At 67.6% G+C, this 23,267-nt stretch carries 27 protein-coding genes; 13 read left to right on the top strand and 14 right to left on the bottom strand.

The annotated features are described in order from the left end of the window. Window positions 1–89: 89 nt before the first annotated feature. Window positions 90–851, top strand: a complete 762-nt coding sequence (locus ACQPYH_RS35040) for a FadR/GntR family transcriptional regulator (protein ID WP_432880344.1) — start codon at window positions 90–92, stop codon at window positions 849–851. Here ACQPYH_RS35040 and ACQPYH_RS35035 read toward each other — a convergent pair. The 6 genes from ACQPYH_RS35035 to ACQPYH_RS35010 form a co-directional block, all read right to left on the bottom strand. Then, window positions 757–2,559 (bottom strand): GH39 family glycosyl hydrolase, encoded by a 1,803-nt coding sequence (locus ACQPYH_RS35035; protein ID WP_432880341.1) that lies wholly within the window; start codon window positions 2,557–2,559, stop codon window positions 757–759. The two genes, ACQPYH_RS35040 and ACQPYH_RS35035, sit on opposite strands and share 95 nt — an antisense overlap. Window positions 2,560–2,571: 12 nt before the next feature. Then, complete coding sequence (locus tag ACQPYH_RS35030; RefSeq protein ID WP_432880338.1) at window positions 2,572–4,146, bottom strand: glucoamylase family protein; 1,575 nt, start codon at window positions 4,144–4,146, stop codon at window positions 2,572–2,574. A 10-nt stretch (window positions 4,147–4,156) separates the two neighbouring features. Then, complete coding sequence (locus ACQPYH_RS35025; RefSeq protein WP_432880335.1) at window positions 4,157–4,969, bottom strand: carbohydrate ABC transporter permease; 813 nt, start codon at window positions 4,967–4,969, stop codon at window positions 4,157–4,159. Then, window positions 4,969–5,742, bottom strand: a complete 774-nt coding sequence (locus ACQPYH_RS35020) for a carbohydrate ABC transporter permease (RefSeq protein WP_432880333.1) — start codon at window positions 5,740–5,742, stop codon at window positions 4,969–4,971. The genes ACQPYH_RS35025 and ACQPYH_RS35020 overlap by 1 nt, the downstream gene beginning before the upstream one ends. Window positions 5,743–6,002: 260 nt before the next feature. Beyond that, complete coding sequence (locus ACQPYH_RS35015) at window positions 6,003–7,298, bottom strand: sugar ABC transporter substrate-binding protein (RefSeq protein ID WP_432880330.1); 1,296 nt, start codon at window positions 7,296–7,298, stop codon at window positions 6,003–6,005. A 19-nt stretch (window positions 7,299–7,317) separates the two neighbouring features. Further along, entirely contained in the window at window positions 7,318–8,346 is a 1,029-nt protein-coding gene (locus ACQPYH_RS35010) for a LacI family DNA-binding transcriptional regulator (protein ID WP_432880327.1), read from the bottom strand. A gap of 107 nt (window positions 8,347–8,453) precedes the next feature. Between ACQPYH_RS35010 and ACQPYH_RS35005 the strand changes: the two genes are divergently transcribed. After that, complete coding sequence (locus tag ACQPYH_RS35005) at window positions 8,454–9,029, top strand: histidine phosphatase family protein (protein ID WP_242000205.1); 576 nt, start codon at window positions 8,454–8,456, stop codon at window positions 9,027–9,029. Window positions 9,030–9,034: 5 nt separating this feature from the next. On the opposite strand, the gene ACQPYH_RS35000 is transcribed toward ACQPYH_RS35005, so the two are convergent. After that, the gene (locus ACQPYH_RS35000; protein WP_432880324.1) at window positions 9,035–9,601 is read right to left on the bottom strand and encodes a TetR/AcrR family transcriptional regulator; all 567 of its coding nucleotides are present in this window, start codon (window positions 9,599–9,601) and stop codon (window positions 9,035–9,037) included. Between the two features lie 90 nt (window positions 9,602–9,691). On the opposite strand from ACQPYH_RS35000, the gene ACQPYH_RS34995 reads away from it, so the two are divergent. After that, on the top strand, window positions 9,692–10,093 hold the full coding sequence (locus ACQPYH_RS34995; protein WP_432880321.1) for a DUF4267 domain-containing protein: 402 nt from the start codon (window positions 9,692–9,694) through the stop codon (window positions 10,091–10,093). Here the strand turns inward: ACQPYH_RS34995 and ACQPYH_RS34990 are convergent. Both ACQPYH_RS34990 and ACQPYH_RS34985 read right to left on the bottom strand, forming a co-directional pair. Continuing rightward, a complete protein-coding gene (locus ACQPYH_RS34990) occupies window positions 10,069–10,824 on the bottom strand; it encodes a GNAT family N-acetyltransferase (protein ID WP_432880319.1) in 756 nt (251 codons plus the stop codon). The two genes, ACQPYH_RS34995 and ACQPYH_RS34990, sit on opposite strands and share 25 nt — an antisense overlap. Before the next feature lie 17 nt (window positions 10,825–10,841). After that, window positions 10,842–11,663: an NAD(P)H-binding protein gene (locus tag ACQPYH_RS34985; protein WP_432880317.1), complete on the bottom strand. Its 822-nt coding sequence runs from the start codon at window positions 11,661–11,663 to the stop codon at window positions 10,842–10,844. A gap of 86 nt (window positions 11,664–11,749) precedes the next feature. Between ACQPYH_RS34985 and ACQPYH_RS34980 the strand changes: the two genes are divergently transcribed. Next, window positions 11,750–12,475, top strand: a complete 726-nt coding sequence (locus tag ACQPYH_RS34980; RefSeq protein ID WP_432880315.1) for a helix-turn-helix transcriptional regulator — start codon at window positions 11,750–11,752, stop codon at window positions 12,473–12,475. Window position 12,476: 1 nt separating this feature from the next. On the opposite strand, the gene ACQPYH_RS34975 is transcribed toward ACQPYH_RS34980, so the two are convergent. Then, window positions 12,477–12,875: an NUDIX hydrolase gene (locus ACQPYH_RS34975; protein ID WP_432880313.1), complete on the bottom strand. Its 399-nt coding sequence runs from the start codon at window positions 12,873–12,875 to the stop codon at window positions 12,477–12,479. Between the two features lie 103 nt (window positions 12,876–12,978). Here ACQPYH_RS34975 and ACQPYH_RS34970 point away from each other — a divergent pair, with 103 nt between their 5' ends. The 7 genes from ACQPYH_RS34970 to ACQPYH_RS34940 all read left to right on the top strand — a co-directional run bounded on the left by ACQPYH_RS34970 (window position 12,979) and on the right by ACQPYH_RS34940 (window position 19,198). Beyond that, entirely contained in the window at window positions 12,979–13,860 is an 882-nt protein-coding gene (locus ACQPYH_RS34970; protein ID WP_432880311.1) for a PHP domain-containing protein, read from the top strand. Further along, window positions 13,857–14,474, top strand: a complete 618-nt coding sequence (locus ACQPYH_RS34965) for a MarC family protein (protein ID WP_130439963.1) — start codon at window positions 13,857–13,859, stop codon at window positions 14,472–14,474. Before ACQPYH_RS34970 ends, ACQPYH_RS34965 begins: the two co-directional genes overlap by 4 nt. 1 nt (window position 14,475) lies before the next feature. Then, window positions 14,476–15,366: a RecB family exonuclease gene (locus ACQPYH_RS34960; protein WP_432880309.1), complete on the top strand. Its 891-nt coding sequence runs from the start codon at window positions 14,476–14,478 to the stop codon at window positions 15,364–15,366. A gap of 182 nt (window positions 15,367–15,548) precedes the next feature. Further along, window positions 15,549–16,394 carry an alpha/beta fold hydrolase gene (locus tag ACQPYH_RS34955; RefSeq protein WP_432880307.1) on the top strand — a complete coding sequence of 282 codons (846 nt, stop codon included), beginning with the start codon at window positions 15,549–15,551 and terminating at the stop codon, window positions 16,392–16,394. Window positions 16,395–16,627: 233 nt separating this feature from the next. Then, window positions 16,628–17,425 carry an ABC transporter permease gene (locus tag ACQPYH_RS34950; protein ID WP_432880305.1) on the top strand — a complete coding sequence of 266 codons (798 nt, stop codon included), beginning with the start codon at window positions 16,628–16,630 and terminating at the stop codon, window positions 17,423–17,425. Continuing rightward, window positions 17,418–18,233, top strand: coding sequence for an ABC transporter permease (locus tag ACQPYH_RS34945; protein WP_432880303.1), 816 nt, complete (start codon window positions 17,418–17,420; stop codon window positions 18,231–18,233). The genes ACQPYH_RS34950 and ACQPYH_RS34945 overlap by 8 nt, the downstream gene beginning before the upstream one ends. Before the next feature lie 5 nt (window positions 18,234–18,238). Then, window positions 18,239–19,198 (top strand): ABC transporter ATP-binding protein, encoded by a 960-nt coding sequence (locus ACQPYH_RS34940; RefSeq protein WP_432880301.1) that lies wholly within the window; start codon window positions 18,239–18,241, stop codon window positions 19,196–19,198. On the opposite strand, the gene ACQPYH_RS34935 is transcribed toward ACQPYH_RS34940, so the two are convergent. From ACQPYH_RS34935 to ACQPYH_RS34925, 3 genes are read right to left on the bottom strand one after another with little or no spacing between them, the layout of a single operon-like run. Beyond that, window positions 19,195–19,509 (bottom strand): hypothetical protein, encoded by a 315-nt coding sequence (locus tag ACQPYH_RS34935; RefSeq protein ID WP_432880298.1) that lies wholly within the window; start codon window positions 19,507–19,509, stop codon window positions 19,195–19,197. The genes ACQPYH_RS34940 and ACQPYH_RS34935 overlap by 4 nt on opposite strands. Window positions 19,510–19,519: 10 nt before the next feature. Next, a complete protein-coding gene (locus tag ACQPYH_RS34930; protein WP_432880295.1) occupies window positions 19,520–19,831 on the bottom strand; it encodes a hypothetical protein in 312 nt (103 codons plus the stop codon). Further along, window positions 19,828–20,571, bottom strand: a complete 744-nt coding sequence (locus ACQPYH_RS34925; protein WP_432880293.1) for a hypothetical protein — start codon at window positions 20,569–20,571, stop codon at window positions 19,828–19,830. Before ACQPYH_RS34925 ends, ACQPYH_RS34930 begins: the two co-directional genes overlap by 4 nt. 194 nt (window positions 20,572–20,765) lie before the next feature. Here ACQPYH_RS34925 and ACQPYH_RS34920 point away from each other — a divergent pair, with 194 nt between their 5' ends. Beyond that, entirely contained in the window at window positions 20,766–21,290 is a 525-nt protein-coding gene (locus ACQPYH_RS34920; protein ID WP_432880290.1) for an RNA polymerase sigma factor, read from the top strand. Next, window positions 21,287–22,321 (top strand): hypothetical protein, encoded by a 1,035-nt coding sequence (locus ACQPYH_RS34915; protein WP_432880288.1) that lies wholly within the window; start codon window positions 21,287–21,289, stop codon window positions 22,319–22,321. Before ACQPYH_RS34920 ends, ACQPYH_RS34915 begins: the two co-directional genes overlap by 4 nt. On the opposite strand, the gene ACQPYH_RS34910 is transcribed toward ACQPYH_RS34915, so the two are convergent. Continuing rightward, window positions 22,318–23,196 carry an alpha/beta fold hydrolase gene (locus ACQPYH_RS34910; protein ID WP_432880285.1) on the bottom strand — a complete coding sequence of 293 codons (879 nt, stop codon included), beginning with the start codon at window positions 23,194–23,196 and terminating at the stop codon, window positions 22,318–22,320. The genes ACQPYH_RS34915 and ACQPYH_RS34910 overlap by 4 nt on opposite strands. Window positions 23,197–23,267: the final 71 nt, after the last annotated feature.

Here is a 23,267-nt window from a genome sequence, read left to right as displayed (position 1 = left end):
TTCACGACCTAAACCGGCAATTCAGCCCTAGACATCCGATGTATGGTGCTGGAACATCGGATGTCTCAGCAGATTCAGGAGGTGAGGCGATGCGCGTCACCGACGAGGCGATCGATCGGATCAAGCAGATGATCGTGGCCGGGGAGTTGCGGCCGGGCGATCGCTTGCCGCGGGAGGCCGACCTGGCCGCCCGGCTCGGCCTGTCCCGGAACTCGCTGCGCGAAGCGGTGAAGGCGCTCGCGCTGATCCGGGTGCTGGAGGTCCGGCAGGGCGACGGCACGTTCGTCACCAGTCTCGATCCGTCGCTGCTGATGGAGACGATGGGTTTCGTCCTCGACCTGCATCAGGACGCGTCGGTCCTGGAGTTCTTCGAGGTACGGCGGATTCTCGAGCCGGCCGCGGCGGCCCGGGCGGCGTTGCGGATGGCGGACGACGACATCGCGGCGCTGCGCAAGATGCTCGACGAGCTGGGGCCGGAGCCGTCGGTCGAGGATCTCCTGGCCAGCGACGTCGAGTTCCACAAGGTGGTGGCGCTGGGGAGCGGCAATCGGGCCTTGGCGTCGATCATCGACAGTCTGCGGCAACCGACCTACCGGGCGCGGATCTGGCGGGGGCTGACGCAGAGCGATGCCGTCACCCGGACGCTGGCCGAGCATCGCGCCATCCTCGATGCGATCGAGGGGCGCGAGCCGGAGGTGGCCAGGTCCTGGGCGACGGTGCACATCGCCGGGGTGGAGCGGTGGATCCAGGAAGCGGTCAATCTCGACGAGGACGAAGCTCCACCAGAACTGCGGAAGGCATCGGGAGGGACAGTTCGACCGCTCCGTCGAGTAACTCCAGCGGAGTACTGACGAGCTTGCTTCGGTCGGCGAGGTCGGTCAGCTCCTCGTCGGACGGCCAGTCAGGTAGACCTTCCGCGGCCGCTGCTATGTCGCCTGCACCGATGGCCAGTGTGGTCGCGGTCGCCTGCCACGAAGGATCAACGCCCGGCAGTTCGAGGTGAATGTCTCTGGCCAGCTCCGCTGAGCCGTCTGCCTTCGTCTGATCAAGCGTGAGGTTCCACAGCAGTACGGCGATGCGGTCGCGGTCGCGGGATGCCCAAGCCTCGATGAGGCTGTCGGCGCCGTCGCCGGTGAGGGTGACGGGGAGCTCCACCGGGCCGAGCCGGCTCAGGAGAGTCATCGCGTGATAGCGCGGTTTCGCCAACCCGCCAAGGGTTTGCAGGCCGAATCCGCCGTGCAGCAGACGCGGTGGACGACCCAGCTCTTCGAAATGATCCGACGCGACCCAGTACGAGAGCGCGTCGATTCGGCCGGCCGCGGACTTCATTCCGCGGAGCAGGAACACTCCGGAGAAGACCGAGTCGTTGATCGGGTTGAAGTGCGTCGGCGTGACGCCCCACTCGGTCCACAACACCCGCGCGTCCCCGAACCCGTGCCGCTCCAATGACGCCCGTACGTCGAGCGGCGGCGAACCGTACGTGTGCGTCGACACGAAATCGACCGGCATACCATACCGTTTGGCATGGTCCAGGAGGTCGTCCACCCAGCCCGCCGCCGCCGAGGACGGGCCGCCGACCGCGAGCCGCGGATCCACGGACTTCACGGCCGCCGCGGACACGTCGTACAGCTGCATCCATTGGGCCTTGGTGCCGGACCAGAACACCTCGAGGTTGGCTTCGTTCCACACCTCGAAGTCCCAGGTCAGCACCTCGTCCAGGCCGTACCTGTCGACGAGGTGCTGCACGAGAGCCCGGACCAGATCGTGCCAGCGCTGGTACGACGCCGGCGGCGAGATGATCGCGCCGTACTCGAAGACCGTCTTCGACGGATCGGATGCGAGCTCGCGCGGCATGAAGCCGAGCTCGACCACCGGCCGCAGCCCGATCGCGAGCAGCTTGTCGTAGATCGTGTCCACGACCGAGAAGTCGTAGCCGGACTCCGTGATCACGTGTGTGTCGTCATGGAAGATCGCGTGCGCGCGCACCGTGCGTACGCCGATCTCGTCGTGCATCCTGCGTAGCGCGTCCTCGAGTTCCACCCCGATCTCATGACCGGCGGTCCGGTCGGTGCACAGCAGCTGGCTGAGCCGTTCGCTGCCGATCATCGGCGCCCACGGCCGGTGCAACTCGGTGCCCTCAGCAACCACATCCACGACCACCGACACCGCCGGATCCGTGCCGTCGGCAACCAGCGGTACGGCGCCGACAGTAGCGCTCGGCCGCCCGTTCGTCGCCGTCACCTCCGGCACGCTCACCACCGCATAGCGGTACGGCGTGCCCGGCGTGCAGGTCGTGTCGACGTACGGCGGCGCCGGGATCGAGAGGATGTCGCGGCTGTGGTGATCGACCGGCTCGAGCGGGCCGTGCTCGCCGGCGCCGCGCAGGATCAGGTACCCGGCGGCGCCGTCGACCGGAGACCAGTCGATCGTCACTTGACCGACACCGCCGACCGCGCTGACCTCCTTGGGCGGATCGAGGTCCGGGAAGGCGAACTCGCGCTCCTCGTCACTGCGGAGCGCGATCCGCTCGTCCCAGTCGGTTTTGGCGTCGTTCTGCATAAAAGAGGTCTCCTATTCGAGGCCGGATTCGAACTGTTCCATCGCGATCAGCGGCCGGATCCGGCTCTCCACCGTCCGGCTGCTGAAGCTCCGCCGGATCAGGTCGTTACCGAACACGTTGCCGATGGCACCCATCACCATGGCCTGGTCGAGGGACAGGTACCGCTTCGCGATCAGCCCGGACTTCACCGCGACCGAGTCGTAGAAGCCACCGCCGCCGTACGCGTGCAGGTTCGTCTCGATCTTGTGCAGGTTGTCGATCGCCTGCCGCGGGGCGTACGCCATCGCGAGGAACGCGGCGTGCGGGGTGACGACGCCGTCGCCGTACGTCGGGTTCGGGTTGGTGCCCTCACGGCAGCCCTCGAAGCCGCCGTCGTAGTTGGTGCCTTCGAGGTCGGACGGATAGCCGCCCGGATCCATCCCGAGCGGCTCGACGCCGTAGACGGAGTACCCGCCCTTCGGGTTCGACGCCGGCGAGAAGCCCCAGTAGCCATAGCGAGCGTCGTCGAGGCCGTGCTCGATCTGCGCGCGGACCGTGAGCGGGTGGTTGACGCCCCAGCTACGCGGCGCCCAGGTCGCCTCCGGGATGAACAGGTCGGGCATCAGCGACTCGAACATGTCGCCGCCCCACGACGGGACGATCCGCATGCCGCGGTACGAGTAGGTGCCTTCGAAGACGTCGAGCCCGAGGTACGTCCGGTGCACGCCCTTCGGCTTCTGCTCCACCCACGACCAGTCGCACGTGTCCGGGAAGGTGCGGTACGTCGCGAAGTACTGCGTGTGCGGGACCTGACCGAGCGCGAAGCCCATGTAGCCGGCGATCCGCGCCTCGGTGTTGCAGGTGTCGTAATGGAACTTGCGGTAGTACACGTCCGGGCCGACGCCGGCGTGGTTGCCCTTGTCGGTCTCTTCGTCCGGCGGCGGGGTCTCGAAGAACCCACCGCGCATCAGGCCGCCGGGCCGCGCGTCAGGGTTGTAGTAGAACTTGAAGTTCATCCGGCCGAGCACGGAGTCGGCCAGGGCGCGAGCGCGCGGCTCGGCATTGCGGACGACCATCAGCGCGCAGGCGAACCAGGCGTTGTCGACGCTCGAGACGAACGGCGTGATCGGCTTGGTGCCGTCCGGATCGACGTACCGCACTTCACCGGTCGCTTCGTCGTACCAGTTGAAGTACATCCCACTCGGCTCGTGATGTACGGCGTTCTTCATCGTCGTCAGCGTCTGCGTGATCCGGCGCAGCGACTCCTGCGGCGAGATGATCCCGAGGTACTTGGCGACGACCGTGCTCCACAAGTAGCCGCCGATGTTCGTAGGCGAGGTGTAGTTGCTCCGCACCGGGCTGGCCACGGACTCGCCGATGTTGTCGGCGGGCAGGCCGGTGTGCTCGTCCGTCATCGCGACGAGGCTGCGCCAGGTGTCGCGGGCCCACCGCCCGGCCAGAGCTTTGTCCTCGCGGCTCGGCTGCCATCCGCCTTTGAGGAGTGCGGCGGGATCGGGTGTTCCTCCGAACGCGGGTGCTGCGACTCCGGTCAGCGCAAGCGCTCCGGTCGATGCGAGTAGGGTCCGGCGACTGATGTTGGCGGTCATCAGAGTTCTCCTATTTGAGTCCGGTAATTGCGATGCCCTTGGTGACGTGGCGCTGGAAGGCCAGGAACATCACCAGCACCGGAAGGACGACCACGACCGCGCCGGCCATCAGCAGGCCGTAGTTCTGCGCGTTCTGTCCGGTCGAGTACAGCGCCAGGGCGACGGGAAGGGTGTACTTGTCCTCGGTCTGGGCGATCACCAGCGGCCAGAGGAAGTTGTTCCAGGAGCCGAGGAAGGTGAGGATGCCGAGCGTGGCCAGCGCGGGCCTGGTCAGCGGCAGCATGATCCGGGCGAAGATGCCCAGTTCGCCGCTGCCGTCGACGCGGCCGGCGTCCATCAGGTCGTCGGGCAGCCCGAGGAAGAACTGCCGCATCAGGAACACGCCGAACGGCGAGACCAGGAACGGCAGGATCAGGCCGGGGTAGGTGTTCGCCAGCCCGGCATTGGTGACGAGCACGAACAACGGGACGAACGTGACCATGCCGGGGATCATCAACGTGGCCATCACCAGGACGAACAAGGCGTTGCGGCCCTTGAACCGGAGCTTGGCCAGCGCGTACCCGATCATCGAGCAGAAGGTCAGGTTCCCGGCGGTGACGACCAGCGCGACCAGTGTCGAGTTGACGAAGTACCGCGGGAAGCTCGCCTTGCTGAACAGATCGTCGTAGTTCTGCGTGGTCGCGTCCTGCGGCCACCACGTCGGCGGGACGCGGAGCAGTTCGCCCTGCGTCTTGAAGCTGCCGAGCACCATCCAGAGGAACGGCGCGGCCACGGCCACCAGGCCGAGCACCCCGATCAGGTAGATCCACCAGGTGCGGCGCATCACTTCTCCCTCAGCAGCCGGAACTGGATGAACGTGATCACCGCGATGACGACGAACAGGATGTACGCCATCGCCGTGGCCAGCCCGTAGTTGCCGAAGCCGAACTGGTTGTAGGTGTACATCGAGACCGAGATCGTGCTGTTCAACGGGCCGCCCTGGGTCATCACGAACGGTTCCTCGAAGAACTGCAGATAGCCGATCCCGGTGGTCACGCTGGTGAACAGGATCGTTGGCCGGAGCAACGGCAGGATCAGGTACCGGAATCGTTGCCAGGAGCCCGCACCGTCGATCTGGCCGGCCTCCTCGACCGACTGCGGGATGCCCTGCAGACCGGCCAGGAAGATGATCATCGCGGAACCGAAGTTCCGCCAGACCGCCATCGCGATCAGCGACGGCATCGCCCAGGTCTTCGACGCCAGCCAGTTGGGCCCGTCGATCCCGACCCAGCCGAGCACGGTGTTCAGCAGACCGGAGTCAGGCGCCAGCACGAACCGCCAGATCACCGCGATCGCGACGATCGACGTCACCACCGGCAGGTAGTACCCGACCTTGAACAACGCCTGGAACCGCTTGACCCCGCGATCCAGCAGTACTGCGGCCGCCAGCGCCACCACCAGCGTCAACGGCACTCCCAGCACCACGAAGTACGCCGTATTGAACGCGGCCTTGCGGAACGTCTCGTCCTCGAACGCCTTGACGTAGTTCCCGAACCCAACCCCATTAACCGAGAACGGCGTCCGCAGATCCCGCTGCTTGATATCGGTAAAACTCATCCCCAAAGAGCCCAACACCGGCCCAGCAGTAAACGCCAGAAACAACAGAACGAACGGCAGTACTAGAAGCCAAGCCGCTCCGGTCTGCCGATCAAGCCGCCCGGCCCGGCGAGGGGCGGCACCGCCGCCCGCTCCAGCTGCCCGCTGGCGACCCGCACCGGCCTCCGGCCGGGCTCCCGGCTCTGCCGTCGCTCTGGGCATTTCTCCCGCCCGCCCGCCGGGCCGCAGGCCCGGCGGGCGGGCGGTTTCTTTGGAACTCATCAGCTACCGCCGGCGCCGATCTGAGTTGCTTTTGTTTGGATCGCTTTGGCGGTGTCGGCGGGGGATTGGCCGGCCTTGGTCATCTTTTCTACCTCGGTGTCGAACTGGGCGGCGATCTGTTCCCAGTTGACGATGGCCGGCGGGGCCTTCGCGTCGTCGAGTTGCTTGCCGAAGACGGGCAGCAGCGGGTCGGCGGCGATGCTCGGGTCCTGCCACGCGCTCTTCACGGCCGGCAGGTCCGACGACATCTTGAACCACGCCGCCTGCGTCTTCGCGTCCGACAGCCACTTGACCAGCTTCCAGGCGCTGTCCTTGTTCTTCGACGACTTGAACACGACGAAGTCCGACCCGCCGACGAACGACGTCGCGGTCTTGTTCTTCGGCATTTGGAACACGCCGATGTTCGGCTTGATCGCGTCCCCGCCCGCCTTCGCCACCGAGCCCGCCATCCACGGACCGGAGATGAACATCGGCACCTGCCCGTTCACGAACTGCGCCTCGGTCTGGTTCGGCGGCAGGTCCGTCCCAGCGAGCTTGTCGGTGAAGAAGCTCTGGTAGTACTTGAGCCCCTCCTGCATCTCCGGCGTGTCGAACGTGAATGACTTCTCGTCGTCACCGGTGATGTTCGCCCCGGCCGACCACGCGAACGGCATCACGGTCTGCCACGATCCGGTACCGCCCGGCTGCAGGTTGATCCCGTACTTCGCGCCGGCCTTGTCCTTCATCGCCTTCGCCATTGCCTTCAGCCCGTCCCAGTCCGTCGGGGGAGTGCTGAAGCCGGCCTTCGCGGCGAGATCCTTGCGGTAGAACACCAGCCGCGTCTCGACGTACCAGGGAACGCCGTACTGCGTCCCGCCGACCTTCGTGGTGTCCAGCGCGCCCGGGTAGAAGCCCGAGTTGTCGAAGCCCTGCGGCGTCGGGTCGAGCGCGCCGAGGTCGGCGAACTCACCCATCCACGTGGTGCCGACCATCGCGGCGTCCGGCAGTGTGTTCGCGGTGATCGCGGTGGTGAACTTGCTGTGCGCCGCGTCCCACGGGATCGGCGTGACGGTCACGTTCACGCCCGGGTTGGCCTGTTTGAACTGCTCCATCAGCTTGGGCAGGTTCTCGCCTTCGGTGCCCATCGCCCAGACGGTCAGGTTGCCGGTCGCGGGACCTTGGCTGACGGTCGTCGTGGCCTGGGAACCCGCGTCGGGGGAGTCGCTCGACCGGCCGCAGCCGGCCAGTGCCAGTGCTGTGGCGGTGAGCGCAGCGCTGCCGATCACCAGCCGGCGGCGGATGCTGTGGGTGAACATCTGTTGTCTCCTCACTCGGTTACATCCCCCGGTTGGTGCCGCAGCTGTCCCGCAGCACCACTTGTGTCGCTAGTACGTCGTTCCGTGCGCGCGACCGCTCTCCGGTCACCCGCTCATGCAGTCGTTGCGCGGCCAGCCGCCCCAGTTCGGCCATCGGCTGCCGCACCGTCGTCAAACCGGGCGACACGTATCGAGCCGCCATCACGTCATCCCACCCGGTAACCACAACCTCGCCGGGCACGTCGACCCCGTTGGCCGCCAACACACTCATCGCCGCCAACGCCAACTCGTCGTTCGCACACACCAGCCCGTCGGGCCGCGATCCGCTTGCCTGTAGCAACTGTTCGGCGACGGCCCGGCCGGACTCCTCTGTCAACGGAACCTGGATCGGCTTCGGCACCTGGAGGCCGCGGGCCTCGAGCGCCTTCGCGAATCCGGCGTACCGCTCGGTGACGTCGTACCCGCTGGACGGGTCGCCGACGAAGAGCAGGTTGGTGCGGCCGTGGTCCAGCAGGCGGGTGGTCAGCGCTTCGGCGCTTGCCGCCGACTCGGTGCGGACCGAGTCACAGCTGCGGATGGGAGGATGCGCGATCAGCACCAACGGCACACCGGCCTTCTGCAGCGCCTGGATCGTCGGCAGTTCGAGAGCGTTGCCGTGGACAACGATCCCGTCGACCCGGCCGGCCAGATCCATCACACTGCGCCGCGGATCCGGGTTGCCGTGCGTAACGGTGATGATGACGCTCTGGCCGTGTTCGCCGGCCCAGCGCTCGTACCCCATCAGCAGATCCCCGTAGAACGGACCGGCGAGGTCCGGCAGTACGAGCCCGTGCGCCTCGTGCCGTTGTACGGCGAGACTCCGGGCGGCGCGCAACGGTACGTAGTTGAGCTCCTGCGCCGCCTGGTCCACCCGGGCCCGGGCCTTCGCCGAAACCGGCCCGGTCCCTTGCAGGACACGCGAAACCGTCGCGATCGACAGCTTCGCGAGGGCCGCGACGTCGTAGATCGTCGCCGGCCGGCCAGTGGGTCCGGATGCCACGGTGCTCACTCCTGGAGGGAAAGTGGAAGCGCTTACAGTTTGGATACCCTGCCCTGGATCGTTCAAACGGTCAAGGGCTCACCCGTCATCGGCCGGTGGTCTGCGAGGATGCAAGCGTGACCACACAGGAGCGGGACGACCGGGTCTTCCTGGTCCGGCACGGCGAGACCGAATGGAGCAGATCGGGTCGGCACACGTCCGTCACCGACCTCCCGCTCACGCCCGAGGGCGAGCGTGTCGCGGCGGGTCTGAAGGAGCGTCTCGCGGGGGAGTCGTTCGACCTGGTACTGACCTCACCGCGGCAGCGCGCGCGGCGTACGGCGGAACTGGCCGGCTACCCCGACGCCGAGGTCGACGACGACCTGGTCGAGTGGAACTACGGGGACTACGAAGGCATCACCACCGCGGAGATCCGCAAGACCGTCCCGGGCTGGACGGTATGGGACGATCCGGTACCCCACGGCGAAACGCCCGCCGAGCTCACCACCCGGCTCGACCGGGTCGCCGCCCGCATCGCCGCCGTACCGGGAGATGTCCTGGTCTTCGGCCACTCCCACGCGCTCCGCGGCCTCACCGCACGCTGGCTCGAACTCGACGTCACCGAAGGACGTCACTTCGTCCTCAACACCGCCACCCTCTCAACCCTCGGCTGGGAACGCGGTTCCCCCGCCATCCTCCACTGGAACAGCTGACCGCCTCAGGTCAAGGTGGCGACCAGCAGGTCGACGCGGGCTTCGCGGTGGTTGGGGCGGAGGCGGGCGCCGTGGCCGAGGGTTGCCAGGCCGTGGAGGGAGCTCCAGACAACCTCCGTCAGGGTTTCCGGATCACCGGTGCCGAAAGGCTCCACCGCGGAGCGGATCTGGTTGAAGGCGTCGATGAGTGAGGCCGGCGTCTCGGACCGGCCGAACTGCAGGTCGGTCCGGCGGACGAACATCGCCTCGTAGACGGCCGGGTGCTGGTCGGCGTAATCGAGATAGGCGTGCGCGAGCGCGCGCAGTCCGGCCGCGTCGTCCGTCGCCCTCGAGCGAGCCGTGCGGAAGACCTCGGTCAGTTCCTCGATGCCTTCCAGGGCGACCGCGTCGGCGATCGCGTCCATGTTCTTGAAGTGGCCGTAGAGGACGGGCTGGCTGTAGTCGACGGCTTCGGCCAGGCGGCGGGTGGTGACGGCGTCCCAGCCCTCGGACTCGGCGAGGTCGCGGGCGGCGCGGAGGATCAGCGTACGGCGCTCCTCGCGGGCCCGCTCGCGGCGTGTCGGGGTCGGCATGGTCCGAATACTAGCACCGCTAGACAATCTAGCAACGGCAGTGTTAGCGTTGCTAGGAAAATTAGCAACGCTAGATCAAGGAGAATTCCGATGCGCCGCTTCGCCACCGTCCTGACCGTTCTGCTCGGCCTCTTCCCGCTCACCTTCGGCGTGCGGTTCCTCTTCGACGGGCCCGGTGCCGGAGCCGGGTACGGGATCACGGCCGCCGCCGGCGGCTTCTTCGTGGCGAAGGGGATCCGCGACATCGTCCTCGGCCTCAACCTGCTCGCGCTGTTCGCGCTCAAGCAGCGCCGCGCCACCGGGGTGCTGATGGCGATCACCACGCTCGTCCCGATCGTGGACATGATCACGGTCCTGAGCCACGGCGGCACGGTCGCCACCGCGCTCGGGATCCACGGCCTGACCGCGGTCGTGATGCTCTTCGACGCCTGCCTCCTGCTCCGCGAGCGCCGTACGGTCGAGGCCCCTCAGCCGGTCGGGGTCCATTCGTAGAGCTCGATCGTGCAGTACTCGCGGAACCCGAGCCGCTCGTACACCGACCGCCCGGCCGGCGAAGATCCCAGTACGGCGTACTCCGCGCTCGCGTCGCGGAGTGCGCCGTACGTGATCGCTGCCCCGATCCCGCGACGCCGTACCTCGGGGACCGTCATCACGAAGTACAGCCCGGCCACGCCTGCTCCGAGGAACACCGTCGCCGTGCCGACCGGTGCGCCGTCGAGCCAGCCCACGTAGTGCTGCCAGGGATCGTCGTACCCGAGCTTCTGGTAGACCGACGCCACCCATCGGGCCTCGCGCTCGCCCTCGCCGAATCCGCGGCCGAGCGTCGCCTCCCACACCGCCAACGCGTCGTCATCACCAACTCGCGTGAGCGACAGTCCGGGCATCTCGGCCGGGACCAACTCGTCGATCCGCACAGCCATCCCCGGCTCCGAGCCGCTGTCCACAAAACCTGCCGCCCGGATCGCTTGATGAGGGATCTGCATCGACGGACCGACATGCCAACTGCCCGGCACCCCGTGTTTCCTCAGCAAATCAAGGGATTCGGCGGCCACCCGTTCGTCGGACGCAGCCACGACCGCGTTGTGATAATCGATCGGCGACCCACCGATCGTCCACCGCGCGACGGCATCGTCCCGCTGCTCGCCGCCACCCGCGGCGCCCATCGCCATCAGCAGCTCGGCCGCGTTCTCCTCGATCGCCCGCACCAGCTCAGCGTCGTCCATCCAGCCAGTCTGGCTGATCACCCGAACGCGGCGCGATTGCTTTCCACCCACGCACGGAACGTCGCTGCCGGCCGCCCCAGCACCCGCTCCACGTCATCCGTCACCGTCCGCGCCCCACCGTCGCGAACCAACTCGGCGCCCCGCAGGGCAACCGAAACGAAGGCCTCGTCCAACCCCGCCGCCCGCAACTGCTCCGCATAACTGTCGAGCGGTACGTCGACCACGCGCAACGGCTGCTCGAGTACGTCGGACATGATCGCGACCTGGCCCGGCACGCTCAGCAACTCCGGACCGGTCAACGTGTAGGCCCGCCTGTCGTGATCGCTCGACACCAACGCCGCCGCCGCAACAGCCGCGACGTCACGCGGATCGACGAACGCGTGTTCGCCGTCCCCGGTCTGGTTGGGAATCGGCTGACCTTCCCGCATCGCCGGCAACCAGCGCAGTACGTTCGACGCGAACCCGGCCGGCCGCAGGATCGTCCATGCCAACCCGCTCTCCCGCACCGCTCGCTCCCCGGCCGCGTGCCAGTTCCCCGGCGTCCCGTCGTCGGTGGTCCCGAAAGCCGACAGCTTGACGATCTTCCTGACCTCGCGGTCGACCGCGGCCGCGACCATCGCCCGATCATGCTCCGGCACCCGGGGCCCCGGCGCGCTGAGCAGGAAGACCGTGTCCACACCGTCGATTGCCTTCCGCAACGAATCGGGATCCTCGAAATCCCCTTGGACGAAACCAGGTCGCTCCCCGCGCGTCATCCCGACGGCCGGGATGCCGGAGGCAACCAGTTGACGGAGGAGCTCACTGCCGATGGTGCCGGTCGCACCCGTAACCAGGATCATGCGGCCACCTTGCCCAGCCCGGACCGCCGCAGGATAGGAACTTTCGGTACTACGGTCCGCCCGCGCAACTGGCTACGCTCGACAGCGTGCACGACCCGTGGATCGAGACCGTCATCCTGAAGCCCGCGATCATGCCGGTCACCGTGCTGCCGCCCGACCCGGCGACCACGGTGGTCTGGCGGATGACGGGCGCGGGGGAGAGCGACGTACTGATCGCGGGTCCGCGCACCAAGGCGTCGTACCACGTCACGAAGGAACTCCCGGTGTGCGTTCGGCTCCGGATCCGGCTGGGACGGGTGATGGCGCTGCTCGGCACGGCCGCGGACGAGTTGGTCGACCGGACCGTCCCGCTGGACGACGTGATCGGTCCATCGGACCTGGCGGAGCGCCTGGTCGCTTATCGCGACCGGCCGGCCGAGGCGGTCGAGGTTCTCGGCGGTTTCCTGGTCGGTCAGTTGCCGCATCGGCTTCCCGGCCGGGTGGAGTTCGTCAGCAATGCCATCGCTGAGTTGACGCCAGGGGCCGGCGGGATGCGGGCGCCACGGCGGGTGGACGAGACAGCGGCCGCGCTCGGGGTGAGTGACCGCTATCTGCGGCGTGTATTCCGTCAGGCCGTCGGCGTGTCACCCAAACACTTCGCTCGCATCACGCGCGTGCGGAACGTGATCGGCCAGCCGCGTGAGTCCTGGGCCGACACGGCGGCGTACGCCGGGTACACCGACCAATCGCACCTGATCGCGGACTTCCGCTCGTTGATGGGCGTCACGCCGAAAGCGTTCGCCAGCGGCGACGTACCGCTCAGCGCCTGCTGAATCAGCCCGGCATGGCGTTCCACTGTTCTAACGTGGAAACGAGGAGGACTGTCGTGGACAGCGCCAGGAACTCCGAGCGCGTGACGTAGCGAGCGTCCGAGGCGTCGTCACCCGCGGTGAGCGTCCCGCCGACAGTCGTTGCCTGGTAGTCGCGGATCACGTAGAGCTTTCCCGGTGGACCGGGCCGTTCGACCTCGCCGACCAGGTCGCCGACCTCGACAGTCAGACCGGTCTCCTCGGCGACCTCCCGTGCCACAGCCGTGGGGTCGTCCTCACCTGGTTCGACCCGGCCGCCCGGAATCGACCACAGCCCCTTGCCCGGATCGTGCGCCCGCTTCACCACGAGCAGCCGGCGCTCCTCGTCGTACACGAGGGCTCCCACACAGTCGACGCGCTCCATGCACCGGAAGGATAGGCGTTCTGTGCATAAGTACCAGGGCTTACCGGTGAACGCCGCTAGCATCATCGGTGACACCTGACCGGCGAAGGGACTCGTACCGCTCGTGCGCATCGACCTGCACACCCACTCGAACCGCTCGGACGGCACCGATCCGGTGCCCGTTCTGATGACGCACGCGCAGCAGGCGGGGCTCGATGTGATCGCGCTCACCGACCACGACACGGCCGACGGCTGGGTCGAGGCCCGGCAGGCCGCGGAGGAGCTGGGGATCGGGTTCGTGCCGGGGCTCGAGATCTCGTGCAAGCTCAACGGGATCAGCGTCCACCTGCTCTCGTACCTGCCGGACCCGTCGTACCCGCCGTTGGCGAAGGATCTGCAGGTGATCCGCGACGGCCGCACCGACCGGATCCCGACGATCGTGGCCCGCTTGAACAGCATCGGCGTACCGCTGACTGTCGAGGAAGTGCTGGCCCAGGCGACCGGTACGCCGTCGGTCGGCCGCCCGCATGTCGCCGACGCGCTGGTCGCCAACGGCACGGTCGCGAACCGCACCGAGGCGTTCGACCGGTATCTGGCCGACGGCCGCGCCGGGCATGTCGCGCACTACGCCCTCGAGCCCGGTCACGCGATCGATCTGGTCCGCGAGGCCGGCGGCGTACCCGTGATCGCGCATCCGTGGGGCCGGTCCAGCTACAAGGTGATGACCGAGGAGAACCTGGCCCACCTGGTCAAGGACCATGGCCTGGCCGGTATCGAGGTCGACCACCAGGACCACTCACCCGAATCCCGTACGGCGTTGCGCGCGATCGCCAACAACCTCGGCATCTTCTACACCGGCTCCAGCGATCACCACGGCGCCGGGAAGATCGACCACGATCTGGGCGTCAACAGCACCGAGCCGGAGCAGCTGGAGCGGCTGCTCGAGACGGCGAAGAACAACGCGGCCGCCTCCGGCGCACAGGTTCCCGAGGCCTACCTTCCGTGAACAGCGTCATCAACGCGGGGCTGTTCAGCTCGGTCTTCGTCACGCTGTTCGTGATCATGGACCCGCCGGGCACCGTGCCGGTCTTCATCTCGCTGACCGCGGGTCAGTCCCGCGCGGCGCGGAAGAAGGCGGCGTGGCAGGCGGTGCTGGTCGCGTTCGGCGTGATCGTCGTGTTCGCGGCGTTCGGCCAGCAGATCCTGCAGCACCTCGGCATCACGCTGCCCGCGTTGCAGTGTGCCGGCGGTCTGCTGCTCCTGCTGATCGCGCTGCAGTTGCTGACCGATACCGCCGAGGACCCGGTCCAGACCAAGAACGTGAACATCGCCTTCGTCCCGCTCGGTACGCCGTTGCTCGCCGGACCGGGCGCGATCGTCGCGACGATGGTGTTCGTGCAGCGTGCGAACGGATCGCTGCCCGACGTGGTCGCGATCTCCGTCGGCATCATCGCGATCCACATCGTGATGTGGTTGACGCTGCGGTTCTCCGGCATCATCATGCGGATCCTCGGCGAGAACGGCGTACTGCTCGTCACCCGGATCGCCGGTCTGCTGCTGAGCGCGATCGCCGTCCAGCTCGTGGCCGACGCCGTCACCGACTTCATCAAGGCGGGCTGACGTGAACGACATACTTCCCGGGATGCCGACGCGGCTGTTCGTCGCGACGCCGACCAAGTTGCTGACGTTCGCGGACTGCAAGCGTAAGTACCGGTACACCTACCTCGAGACGCCGCGCCCGCCGAAGGGTCCGCCCTGGGCGCACAACACCGTCGGTGCGATCGTCCACGAAGTGCTCGCCGACTTCTTCGGGCGCTGGCCCGCAGCCCGTCGTACGCCGGACGAGGTCGTGGCGAAGATGCGATCGAGCTGGCGGAGCGAGGGGTTTCGCGACGAGCAGCAGTCGCTGGACTGGCGCGATCGCTCGACCGAGATGGTACTCGGCTACTTGCGGGACACAGACCCGTACTACGAGCCGCGCGGCGTCGAGCGCACCGTTGCCTTCACCACCGAACGGGCGTCGCTGCGCGGACGGGTCGACCGGATCGACGAGCGCCCGGCCCGCGACGGCAGCGGCGGGACCGAGCTGGCGATCGTCGACTACAAGACCGGCCGGCGACCGCTGACGGCTGACGATGCGCGGTCGTCGTTGGCGATGGCTCTCTACGTCCTCGGCTCCCGTCGTGTCCTGCACAAACCGTGCACGCGCGTCGAGCTCCACCACCTCCCGACCAACACCGTCGCCGCGGCAGACCACGACGAGGCGTCCCTCGGCCGCCACCAGCGCCGCGCCGAGTCGATGGCCGACGACGCCGCAGCCGCCGAGGCCCGCTGGCGCGAGGGCCTGACCCCCGCCGAGGCCGACGAAGCCTTCCCACCCGAGCCGTCCCCGCTCTGCGGCTGGTGCGACTTCGCCAAGATCTGCCCCCAAGGCCGCCGCGAATCCCCACCGCGCGACCCTTGGGCCGGGCTCGACGAGGGTAACCAGGTCCCCGTCGCCGAGGCTGGCTGAGTCTGCGGACCTGCCGCACTGACCAAGTGGGCGCCCTCCAGGCGACGTACGCTCAGCAGCGCGTCGGCGACCGCCCGATACGCGGCTTGATCAGTGACACACGTCCGTCTCGTGCCAGCGCCGTGTGCGCTCGGTGCCAGCGGTGCGGTGAACCCTGAGGGTGGATGAAAGGGGTTCGCGTGATGGGTGCGAAGACTGTGAACAAGCTCGCGGTGCCTGGGGCAACGCTGCATTATGAGGTCACCGGCTCGGGGCCGGTGCTGCTGCTGATCGCCGGCGGCGGAACCGACGCCGGAGTGTTCTCCGGGATGGTCGGTCAGCTCGCGGCGGAGTACACGGTCGTCACGTACGACCCGCGGGGTAACTCCCGCAGCCGGTACGACGGCGACGCGACGGACGAGCGCGTCAAGCAGTCGGCCGAGGACGCGCTCGCTCTGATCGACGCGGTCGGCGGTCCTTCTGGCGAACCGGCGTACGTGTTCGGTACCAGCTCGGGTGCGATCACCGGCCTCGAGCTGATCACGCGGTTCCCGGACCGGGTTCGCATGCTCGTCGCGCACGAGCCGCCGTGCACCGAGGTCCTGCCGGATGCGGACGACGCCAGGGCGTTCTTCGGCGAGGTGTACGAGACCTACCGCACGGACGGGCTGACCGCGGCCGACGTGGTGTTCATGATGGGCACCGGGATGGACGGCGACGCGATGCCGCCGCTGGAGGACCTGCTGCCGGAGTACCGCGAGCTCGCGGAGCGGATGCAGGCGAACGCGGCCAACTTCTACGAGCACAAGCTGTTGCCGTTCACCCGCTACGAGCCCGACCTTGACGCGCTGAAGCGGGTCGCGGACCGGATCGTCCCGGCGGCCGGTCTCGACTCGCACCCACACTTGCCGGGGCGGCCGATCGAGGTCATCGCAAACCACCTCGGCTGGCCCGTGGTGCTGTTCCCCGGCGGGCACGGCGGGTACTCGAGCCACCCGGGTCCGTTCGCCACCCATCTGGCTCATCTGCTCAAGACCGACACGGTCTGACCTGCGGCCACCGGTCCGGGTGCGAGTCTGAGGGGTCTCGCACCCGGACCGGTTATTTGTGTTGACGCTTCGGCGGCCAGCGGCGTAGCGTCCCTCCTCTGCCTTGACAAACCGGCATGGTTCAACCATGCCTTCACAGTGGTGTCCGTACCCCCGGGTCCTCACGAATCCGGGGCGGTTTCGCGTGCCGCTGTGCTCTCGGACACCACCAGGAGTGTGAGAGGAGGTCTGCAGTGGGCGTGTATTGGGCGATCGCAGTGCGTTCCTTCCGGCGATTCTCGACGTACCGGATCGCCACCGTGTCCGGCGCGTTCACGAACTCGGTCTTTGGATTCATCCTGTGCGGCATCTACCTGACGCTGTGGCACGAGCGGCCCGGCCTCGGTGGGTACGACGTCTCGGACGCGCTGACGTTCGTGTGGCTGCAGCAGGGTTTGCTGATGTCGGTCGGGATCTGGGGCGCCACGACGACGAGTGAACTGGGGGAACGGGTCCGCAGCGGTGAAATTGCGGTCGATCTGTACCGGCCGACGCACCTGCTGGTCTGGTGGCTGTCGGTCGACCTCGGGCGGGCGCTGTTCCAACTGCTGGCGCGTGGCGGGGCGCCGTTGCTCGTCGGAGCGCTGGTGTTCGATCTCAAGTTCCCGTCGACGCCGGTGGAGTGGCTCGCGGTCGCGGCCGGTGTGTTCCTGGCGATCCTGATCAGCTTCGCGATCCGTTACCTGGTCGCGCTGTCCGGGTTCTGGATCACCGATACGCGGGGTATGGAGCAGTTGGCACTGGTGCTGGCGACCTTCTTCTCTGGGATGGTGCTGCCGCTCGTGGTGTTCCCGGGCTGGATCGGGGAGGTCGCCCGGGCTACGCCGTGGGCCGCGACCATGCAGGTGCCGATCGACATCTGGCTCGGCCGGCACCCCGGCGGGGCCGGTTCGGCGTTGCTGTTCCAGCTGGGCTGGATCGCGGTGCTGTATCTCGCCGCGCTGCTGGTGACGTCGGTGGCGACCCGGAAGGTGGTGATCCAGGGTGGTTGAGCGTGTGCTCCAGGCACCCTCGCAGTACTGGATGCTGATCATGATGTGGGTGCGGTCCTCGATGGCGTACCCGGCGTCGTTCTTCCTGATGCTGTTCAGCTCGATGGTGCTGACCGTGATGGACTTCGTCGCGATCGTGCTGATGTTCAGCCATATCTCGTCGTTCGGCGGGTTCTCGCTGGCGGAGATGGCGTTGCTCTACGCAACGGCCTCGATGACGCTCGGGATCGCGGACCTGTTCACCGGGTCGATCGAGCGGGTCGGGGAGCGGATCCGGACCGGGACGTTCGACGCGTACCTGATCCGGCCGGTGCCCGCCTTCCTGCAGGCCGCGGCCGACGGGTTCGCGCTGCGGCGGCTCGGGCGGCCGTTGCAGGCGCTGGTCGTGATGGTGTTCGCGTTCAACCGGCTGGACGTCGACTGGACAGTTGCCCGCGGCATCATGTTGATGGTGTCGATGATCGCCGGGTCAGTGATCTTCGGTGCGATCTTCGTGCTCGGCGCCGCGTTCCAGTTCGTGTCGGTGGATTCGGCGGAGCTGGCCAACTCGTTCACCTACGGCGGCCAGACGTTGACGCAGTACCCGTTGGCGGTCTTCGGGAAAGAGATCGTGCGGGCCGTGACGTTCGTCGTACCGCTTGCCTTTGTCAACTATTACCCGGTGCTGTACCTGCTGGGTAAGCCGGCCCCGCTGGGGTTTCCGTCCTGGATCGGATTGCTGTCGCCGCTGGTCGCGGTCGTCATGGTCGCGCTCGCGGCGCTGGCCTGGCGGGGCGGTCTTCGTCGCTATCGCAGTACAGGGAGCTGAAAATCATGCCTGTTATCGAGTTGGAGGACGTGTCGCGGGCGTTCACCGTCACGTCGCGATCCGGGTTGCGCCGTACCCGACGGGAGGTGCGGGCGGTCGACGGGATGTCGTTCACCGTCGAGCCGGGCGAGGTGATGGGCTACATCGGGCCGAACGGCGCCGGGAAGTCCACCACGATCAAGATGCTGACCGGGATCCTGGTGCCGTCCGGCGGGTCGATCCGGGTCGCCGGGGTGGATCCGTCGCGGCACCGGTTGAAGCTGGCGAAGCGGATCGGCGTGGTGTTCGGGCAGCGTACGACGCTGTGGTGGGACCTGCCGTTGAAGGATTCGTTCGCGGTGCTGCAGAAGATGTACGGCGTACCTCTCGCGCGTCACCGGGAGAACCTGGCGACCTTCGTGGAACTGCTGGACCTGGGCGATCTGCTCGACGTACCCGTTCGTCAACTGTCGTTGGGACAACGGATGCGCGGCGACATCGCGGCCGCGCTGCTGCACGATCCCGAGATCGTCTACCTCGACGAGCCCACCATCGGCCTGGACGTCATCAGCAAGGCCCGGCTCCGCGAGTTCCTCGCCGAGATCAATGCGGCCCGCCGTACGACGATCATCCTCACCACCCACGACCTCGACGACATCGAAGCCCTCTGCACCAGAGTCATGGTCATCGACCACGGCCACCAGATCTTCGACGGCACCCTCGACGGCTTGAAATCCAGCCAGTCCGCCCCCCGCACCTTGGTCGTCGACCTAGCCACCTCCCTCCCACCCATCGAGATCGAAGGCGCCACCGTCACCAAGGTCGACGGCCCCCGCCAGCACCTAGCTTTCCCACCCACCACCAGCGCCGCCCCCCTCCTAGCCCAGATCGCCGCGAACTACCCCCTCGTAGACCTCTCCGTAGCCGAACCCACCATCGAATCCGTCATCACCCAGCTCTACGCCCCAACAACCCCACAGCGTTAGGCCAGGTCGGCAGCCATCGAGGCGAACACGATCTCGGGATCCATCCCGTCGGGGTTATCCCGCCAGCGGCTCACCGCACCCGGCAGCTCGCCTTCGTCGACCGTCCCCACTCCGGCCCCGATCAGCCGCTTGGCCTCGGCGATCCCGATATCGACGTACTGCAGCTCGTTCAGAAAGTAGTAGTCGTGCCGAGCACCCTCGTTGTAGTGGAACTTGCCGGTGTTCCCGACGTACGTCCACACATCCTCATCCACCAAAGCCGCCACCCACAGCTCCGTCTCCCCGTCCTTGACCAAGAACAACCGCGTCATCGTGGGTCCTCTACTCGGTGTACCCGGCGGCGATGGAGAGTACGTCGGCTGGGTCGAGGGGTTTCGGGTCGGTGCGCCAGGCGGCGAGGGAGTCGGATTGGGTTTCCTCGTCTAGGGTGCCGACGCCCTGGTTGATCAACCGGCGCGCGTCGGCCGGTCCGATCGGCTCGTAGGTGAACCAGCGCTCCATGTAGTAGTCGTTGCGCAGGGCATTGTTGTCATGGAACTTCCCGGTGTTCGCGACGTACGAATACATGTGCTCATGCGCCAACGCCGCCACCCACACCAGCCGGTCGTCCTCTTTCACCAGGTAGAGCTTCATCGCGCGATCCCTTCGCCTCGGTCCCGATCTGTCATCGGTCGTCTTCCCGGTCCGGTCGCGGCGGGTCGTCGGTTGGTCACCATCTGTCTGGAGTCACTGTAGTTGTTGACCTTGACGCGCCTGCCGCCCAGCTCTGTGAGGGCATCTATCCCGGGTGGAGTGCGGAGTTGAGCGGATGCTTCCACGCACTTCTGACGTGCAGCGGTCCGCTCGTCGTCCGAGGTGGTGAGACTGCGTTCGACTTCGTACCAGCGGGTCGTGAACTCCTTGACCTCGGCAGACCTGACCGAGTGCCATTGGATCTCGAGCCGATCGATGTCCGGCGTGCGGAAGTGGGCGTGGACGCCTTTGTACCGCGAGCCGTCCGTATAGGAATGCATCGCGTACAGAACCCGCCACCCCTGATCTGTCAGCGCCTCGGTCGTACTGCGAGTCGACGCGACGAGCTCGTCAGGTGATTCGGTCAGCACGGTGTACCGGAGCAGGTCCTCGACCGGACTCCGGTTGTTCGCATCGGACCAGGTTCGGAGCTTGCGAGCCAGCGACTCGGGGGATTTCACCCGGCGACTGAGCTGGTACGGCGAGCTGCCGGCGGGAATCGAGGCGAGGAACTGGGCGGTGACCCGCGGTTCGATCTCAGCCGTTCGCCGGAGCAGTTCGCGGCTCTTGCTGGCCGCCTGCATGCCGTAGCGTCGTGCGATCTCGGCGAGGTCGGCCGGATGATCCGGCGCGGATGTCATCTGGTCCCCCCTTGATCTGTTGGCTTCTTTCTTTGACCGTAGGGAATGGGGTGGGGGCTGTGGGGTGGGATTTGGGATTTGTGGATAACTCGGGTGGGTTACGGAAGGGGTGGGGGCGGTGACCTTGGGGTGGTGGGGTCGTTGAAATGCGGGTAGGGACCCAACCGGGCGGGTGATTCGGGGGTAGAGAAGGTATGCCGACGATGACGGGTGAGCCGGTGGGCGGTGTGACGGCGCCGCCGGGGGACGGGCCGGGGTTCGCTCAGTGGGTGCGGCCGCATCTGGTTGCGATGGCTCGGCTGGCGGCGCGGCTGGCGGTCGGCGCGGATCGGGACGACATCGTGCAGGAGGCGCTCGCGCGGGCGTGGTCCAAGCGTTCGCAGTACGACGCGAGCCGCGGCACCCCGTCGGCCTGGCTGCTCGCGATCACCGCCGACCAAGCCCGCAAAACGGTACGCCGGATGCGTCCGAACCTGTCGCTGATCGACGCGCCCGACGCCGCGCCGGTGTCCCGTCCGGATCTCGACGCGCGGATGGATGTCGACCAAGCGATCACGTCGCTGTCGGACCGGCAGCGACTGGCGGTCGACTGTTACTACTTCGCCGACCTGTCGGTCGCCGACACGGCAGCCGTGATGGGTTGCTCCGAAGGCACCGTCAAGTCGACCCTCTCGGACGCCCGCTCCCGGCTCCGCACCTTGCTGGAGGTCACAGAATGAAGCCGACCGACGAGATCGACGACCTGCTGACGCGGGCGGGCGCTCGGTGGCGGGCCGATCAGGAGGCACCGCCCGAGCCCGATCTCGAGTACATGCTGAGCGGCGGCCGCAAGCCCCGTCGCTGGGTGCCGGCGCTCGCGGCCGCGAGTGTGGCAGTCGTTGCCGCGGGCATCATCGCCGTACTCCCGAACCAGCACGACCGGCCGCAGAGCCCGCCGCAGTCCTTTGCCCAAGGCAACCAAGAACCGAACGACGAGCTGCTGGTCAAGCCCGGCGACAAGGTCCAGGTGAGCGGCGGGATCATCGCGGTCCCGGGCAAGACCCCGGTCTTCTGTGCGCCGCTCGCGTCCACGGCCATCGGCTACCCGCCTGGCAAGGAGCCGGCGCCGAGCTGTCCCGACGAGTTCGCGGTCAAGCTCAACGGCCTTGACCTCGACCGGATCAGTGGCATGAGGACGATCAAGGGCGTCCGTACCGGTAGCGCGACGGTCAGCGGCGTGTGGCGCGACGGCGCGATCGACGTACAGCAGCAGTCGGCTCCGATCGCGCCTGTGCCGACCCCTTTTCCGAAGCTTCCGTGTGCGGCGCCGGCCGGTGGCTGGCCCTCGAAGCCGAGCAACATCGCCGCGCCCGCGGTGCAGTCGTTCCTCGCCGCGAATGCCGGCCAGGTGTACGGCCCGACCAACAACTACCCGAACGGCAGCTCACGCGGCGCCCCGGTCGTGATGTTGCTCGGCGTGGCGCACGGCGATGTCGCGACGCTCCGGGCGGCGTTCGAGAAGGTCTACAGCGGCAACCTCTGCGTGGCCCCGGCCCTGATGAGCAACGCCGACAGCGACCGCGTCCGGACCGAGCTGGACAGGATCCTCCCCAAGCGGGACCTCGGTGCGTACGGGTACGGCGGCGCCGGTCCGGCCGGCAGCCGCGCACCGATCTCGCTGCTCGTCTACACCGAGCAGGTGAAGGCCGCTCTCGCCCCGGTCGGCCTGGACCTGCTGGACGTTCACCCCGACGTTCGACCGGTGAACTAGACCTGCGTGGTCAGGCTCGGGTAGTCGTGGAAGAAATCGACCAGCAGGCGGGCGGTCGCGGCCGGCTGGTCGATGGCCGGTGAGTGACCGGCGTCGGGGACGACCTCGGCCTTGACTCCGAGCGCCACCGCCATCGCCTGCTGCACCGGGATCGGCCAGCCGTCGTCCGTCTCGCCGTGCAGTACCTGTGTGCGTACGCCGGACTTGGCGAGCTGGTCCGTCTTGACCTCGGCATCCGTCAACCGGCGGGTGATCTCGGCGAGGCTGATCGGCACATTGCTGGTGAAGCGTGTCCGCAGGAAGGCAGCGACATCTTCCGGCGGAGCGACGTACCTCGGGTTCTCGCGGTCGTGGCCGAGCTTCAGGTCGTACACCTGCTCGATCGGCAGGTTCTCCAGCCCGAACGCGAGCATCTGCAGGCTCTGCAGCGTCTGTTGGTCCGTGAACGCGCCCGGCCCCGAGCACATCAATGTGATGGTGGAGAACACCGACGGGTCGGTCAGCACGGCCTCTCGCGCGACCAGTCCACCGAACGAGTGCCCGACCAGCTGGCTGAACCCGCCGAGTGCCTTGCTCATCGCCACCACGTCTGCGCCGAGCTCAGCCAGCGAGTACGCCGACTTGTCCGCCGGCCCGGCCGTTTCGTACTGACCGCGCTGGTCGACCGCCACAGTCCGCCACCCGTACCGGCACAGGTGGTCGATCAGCGGAGTGAAGTCCTCTTTGCTCCCGGTCCACCCCGGCACGAGCAGGACAGTGCCGAGCGGCGTACCGATCTGCGGTACGGCGGTGAGCGTGGCGAACGAGCCACGATCGGTCTCGAGGGTCTCGGGGTGCACCCCGTCGGGCAGCGTCAGCGTACGCGGCGTACTCACAAGTCAAGAGGGTAACCGCTGCGTTGGTCCGCCCCTGTAGGAGGCCGTTCCGCGGTGCGGCACAATGGCCG

Origin of the sequence: Kribbella sp. CA-245084 (genome assembly GCF_050942355.1) — a bacterium.
GTDB lineage: Bacteria > Actinomycetota > Actinomycetes > Propionibacteriales > Kribbellaceae > Kribbella.
The sequence above is the reverse complement of the archived record's forward strand: the minus strand, read 5'-3'. Positions and strand labels throughout refer to the sequence as shown.

What these genes read in the sequence shown, in the direction of transcription:
- ACQPYH_RS35040 (WP_432880344.1), top strand. Translation starts at nt 90, where the DNA reads ATGCGCGTCACCGACGAGGCGATCGATCGGATCAAGCAGATGATCGTG.
- ACQPYH_RS35035 (WP_432880341.1), bottom strand. Translation starts at nt 2,559, where the DNA reads ATGCAGAACGACGCCAAAACCGACTGGGACGAGCGGATCGCGCTCCGC.
- ACQPYH_RS35030 (WP_432880338.1), bottom strand. Translation starts at nt 4,146, where the DNA reads ATGACCGCCAACATCAGTCGCCGGACCCTACTCGCATCGACCGGAGCG.
- ACQPYH_RS35025 (WP_432880335.1), bottom strand. Translation starts at nt 4,969, where the DNA reads ATGCGCCGCACCTGGTGGATCTACCTGATCGGGGTGCTCGGCCTGGTG.
- ACQPYH_RS35020 (WP_432880333.1), bottom strand. Translation starts at nt 5,742, where the DNA reads ATGAGTTTTACCGATATCAAGCAGCGGGATCTGCGGACGCCGTTCTCG.
- ACQPYH_RS35015 (WP_432880330.1), bottom strand. Translation starts at nt 7,298, where the DNA reads ATGTTCACCCACAGCATCCGCCGCCGGCTGGTGATCGGCAGCGCTGCG.
- ACQPYH_RS35000 (WP_432880324.1), bottom strand. Translation starts at nt 9,601, where the DNA reads ATGCCGACCCCGACACGCCGCGAGCGGGCCCGCGAGGAGCGCCGTACG.
- ACQPYH_RS34995 (WP_432880321.1), top strand. Translation starts at nt 9,692, where the DNA reads ATGCGCCGCTTCGCCACCGTCCTGACCGTTCTGCTCGGCCTCTTCCCG.
- ACQPYH_RS34990 (WP_432880319.1), bottom strand. Translation starts at nt 10,824, where the DNA reads ATGGACGACGCTGAGCTGGTGCGGGCGATCGAGGAGAACGCGGCCGAG.
- ACQPYH_RS34985 (WP_432880317.1), bottom strand. Translation starts at nt 11,663, where the DNA reads ATGATCCTGGTTACGGGTGCGACCGGCACCATCGGCAGTGAGCTCCTC.
- ACQPYH_RS34975 (WP_432880313.1), bottom strand. Translation starts at nt 12,875, where the DNA reads ATGGAGCGCGTCGACTGTGTGGGAGCCCTCGTGTACGACGAGGAGCGC.
- ACQPYH_RS34955 (WP_432880307.1), top strand. Translation starts at nt 15,549, where the DNA reads ATGGGTGCGAAGACTGTGAACAAGCTCGCGGTGCCTGGGGCAACGCTG.
- ACQPYH_RS34940 (WP_432880301.1), top strand. Translation starts at nt 18,239, where the DNA reads ATGCCTGTTATCGAGTTGGAGGACGTGTCGCGGGCGTTCACCGTCACG.
- ACQPYH_RS34935 (WP_432880298.1), bottom strand. Translation starts at nt 19,509, where the DNA reads ATGACGCGGTTGTTCTTGGTCAAGGACGGGGAGACGGAGCTGTGGGTG.
- ACQPYH_RS34930 (WP_432880295.1), bottom strand. Translation starts at nt 19,831, where the DNA reads ATGAAGCTCTACCTGGTGAAAGAGGACGACCGGCTGGTGTGGGTGGCG.
- ACQPYH_RS34925 (WP_432880293.1), bottom strand. Translation starts at nt 20,571, where the DNA reads ATGACATCCGCGCCGGATCATCCGGCCGACCTCGCCGAGATCGCACGA.
- ACQPYH_RS34920 (WP_432880290.1), top strand. Translation starts at nt 20,766, where the DNA reads ATGCCGACGATGACGGGTGAGCCGGTGGGCGGTGTGACGGCGCCGCCG.
- ACQPYH_RS34915 (WP_432880288.1), top strand. Translation starts at nt 21,287, where the DNA reads ATGAAGCCGACCGACGAGATCGACGACCTGCTGACGCGGGCGGGCGCT.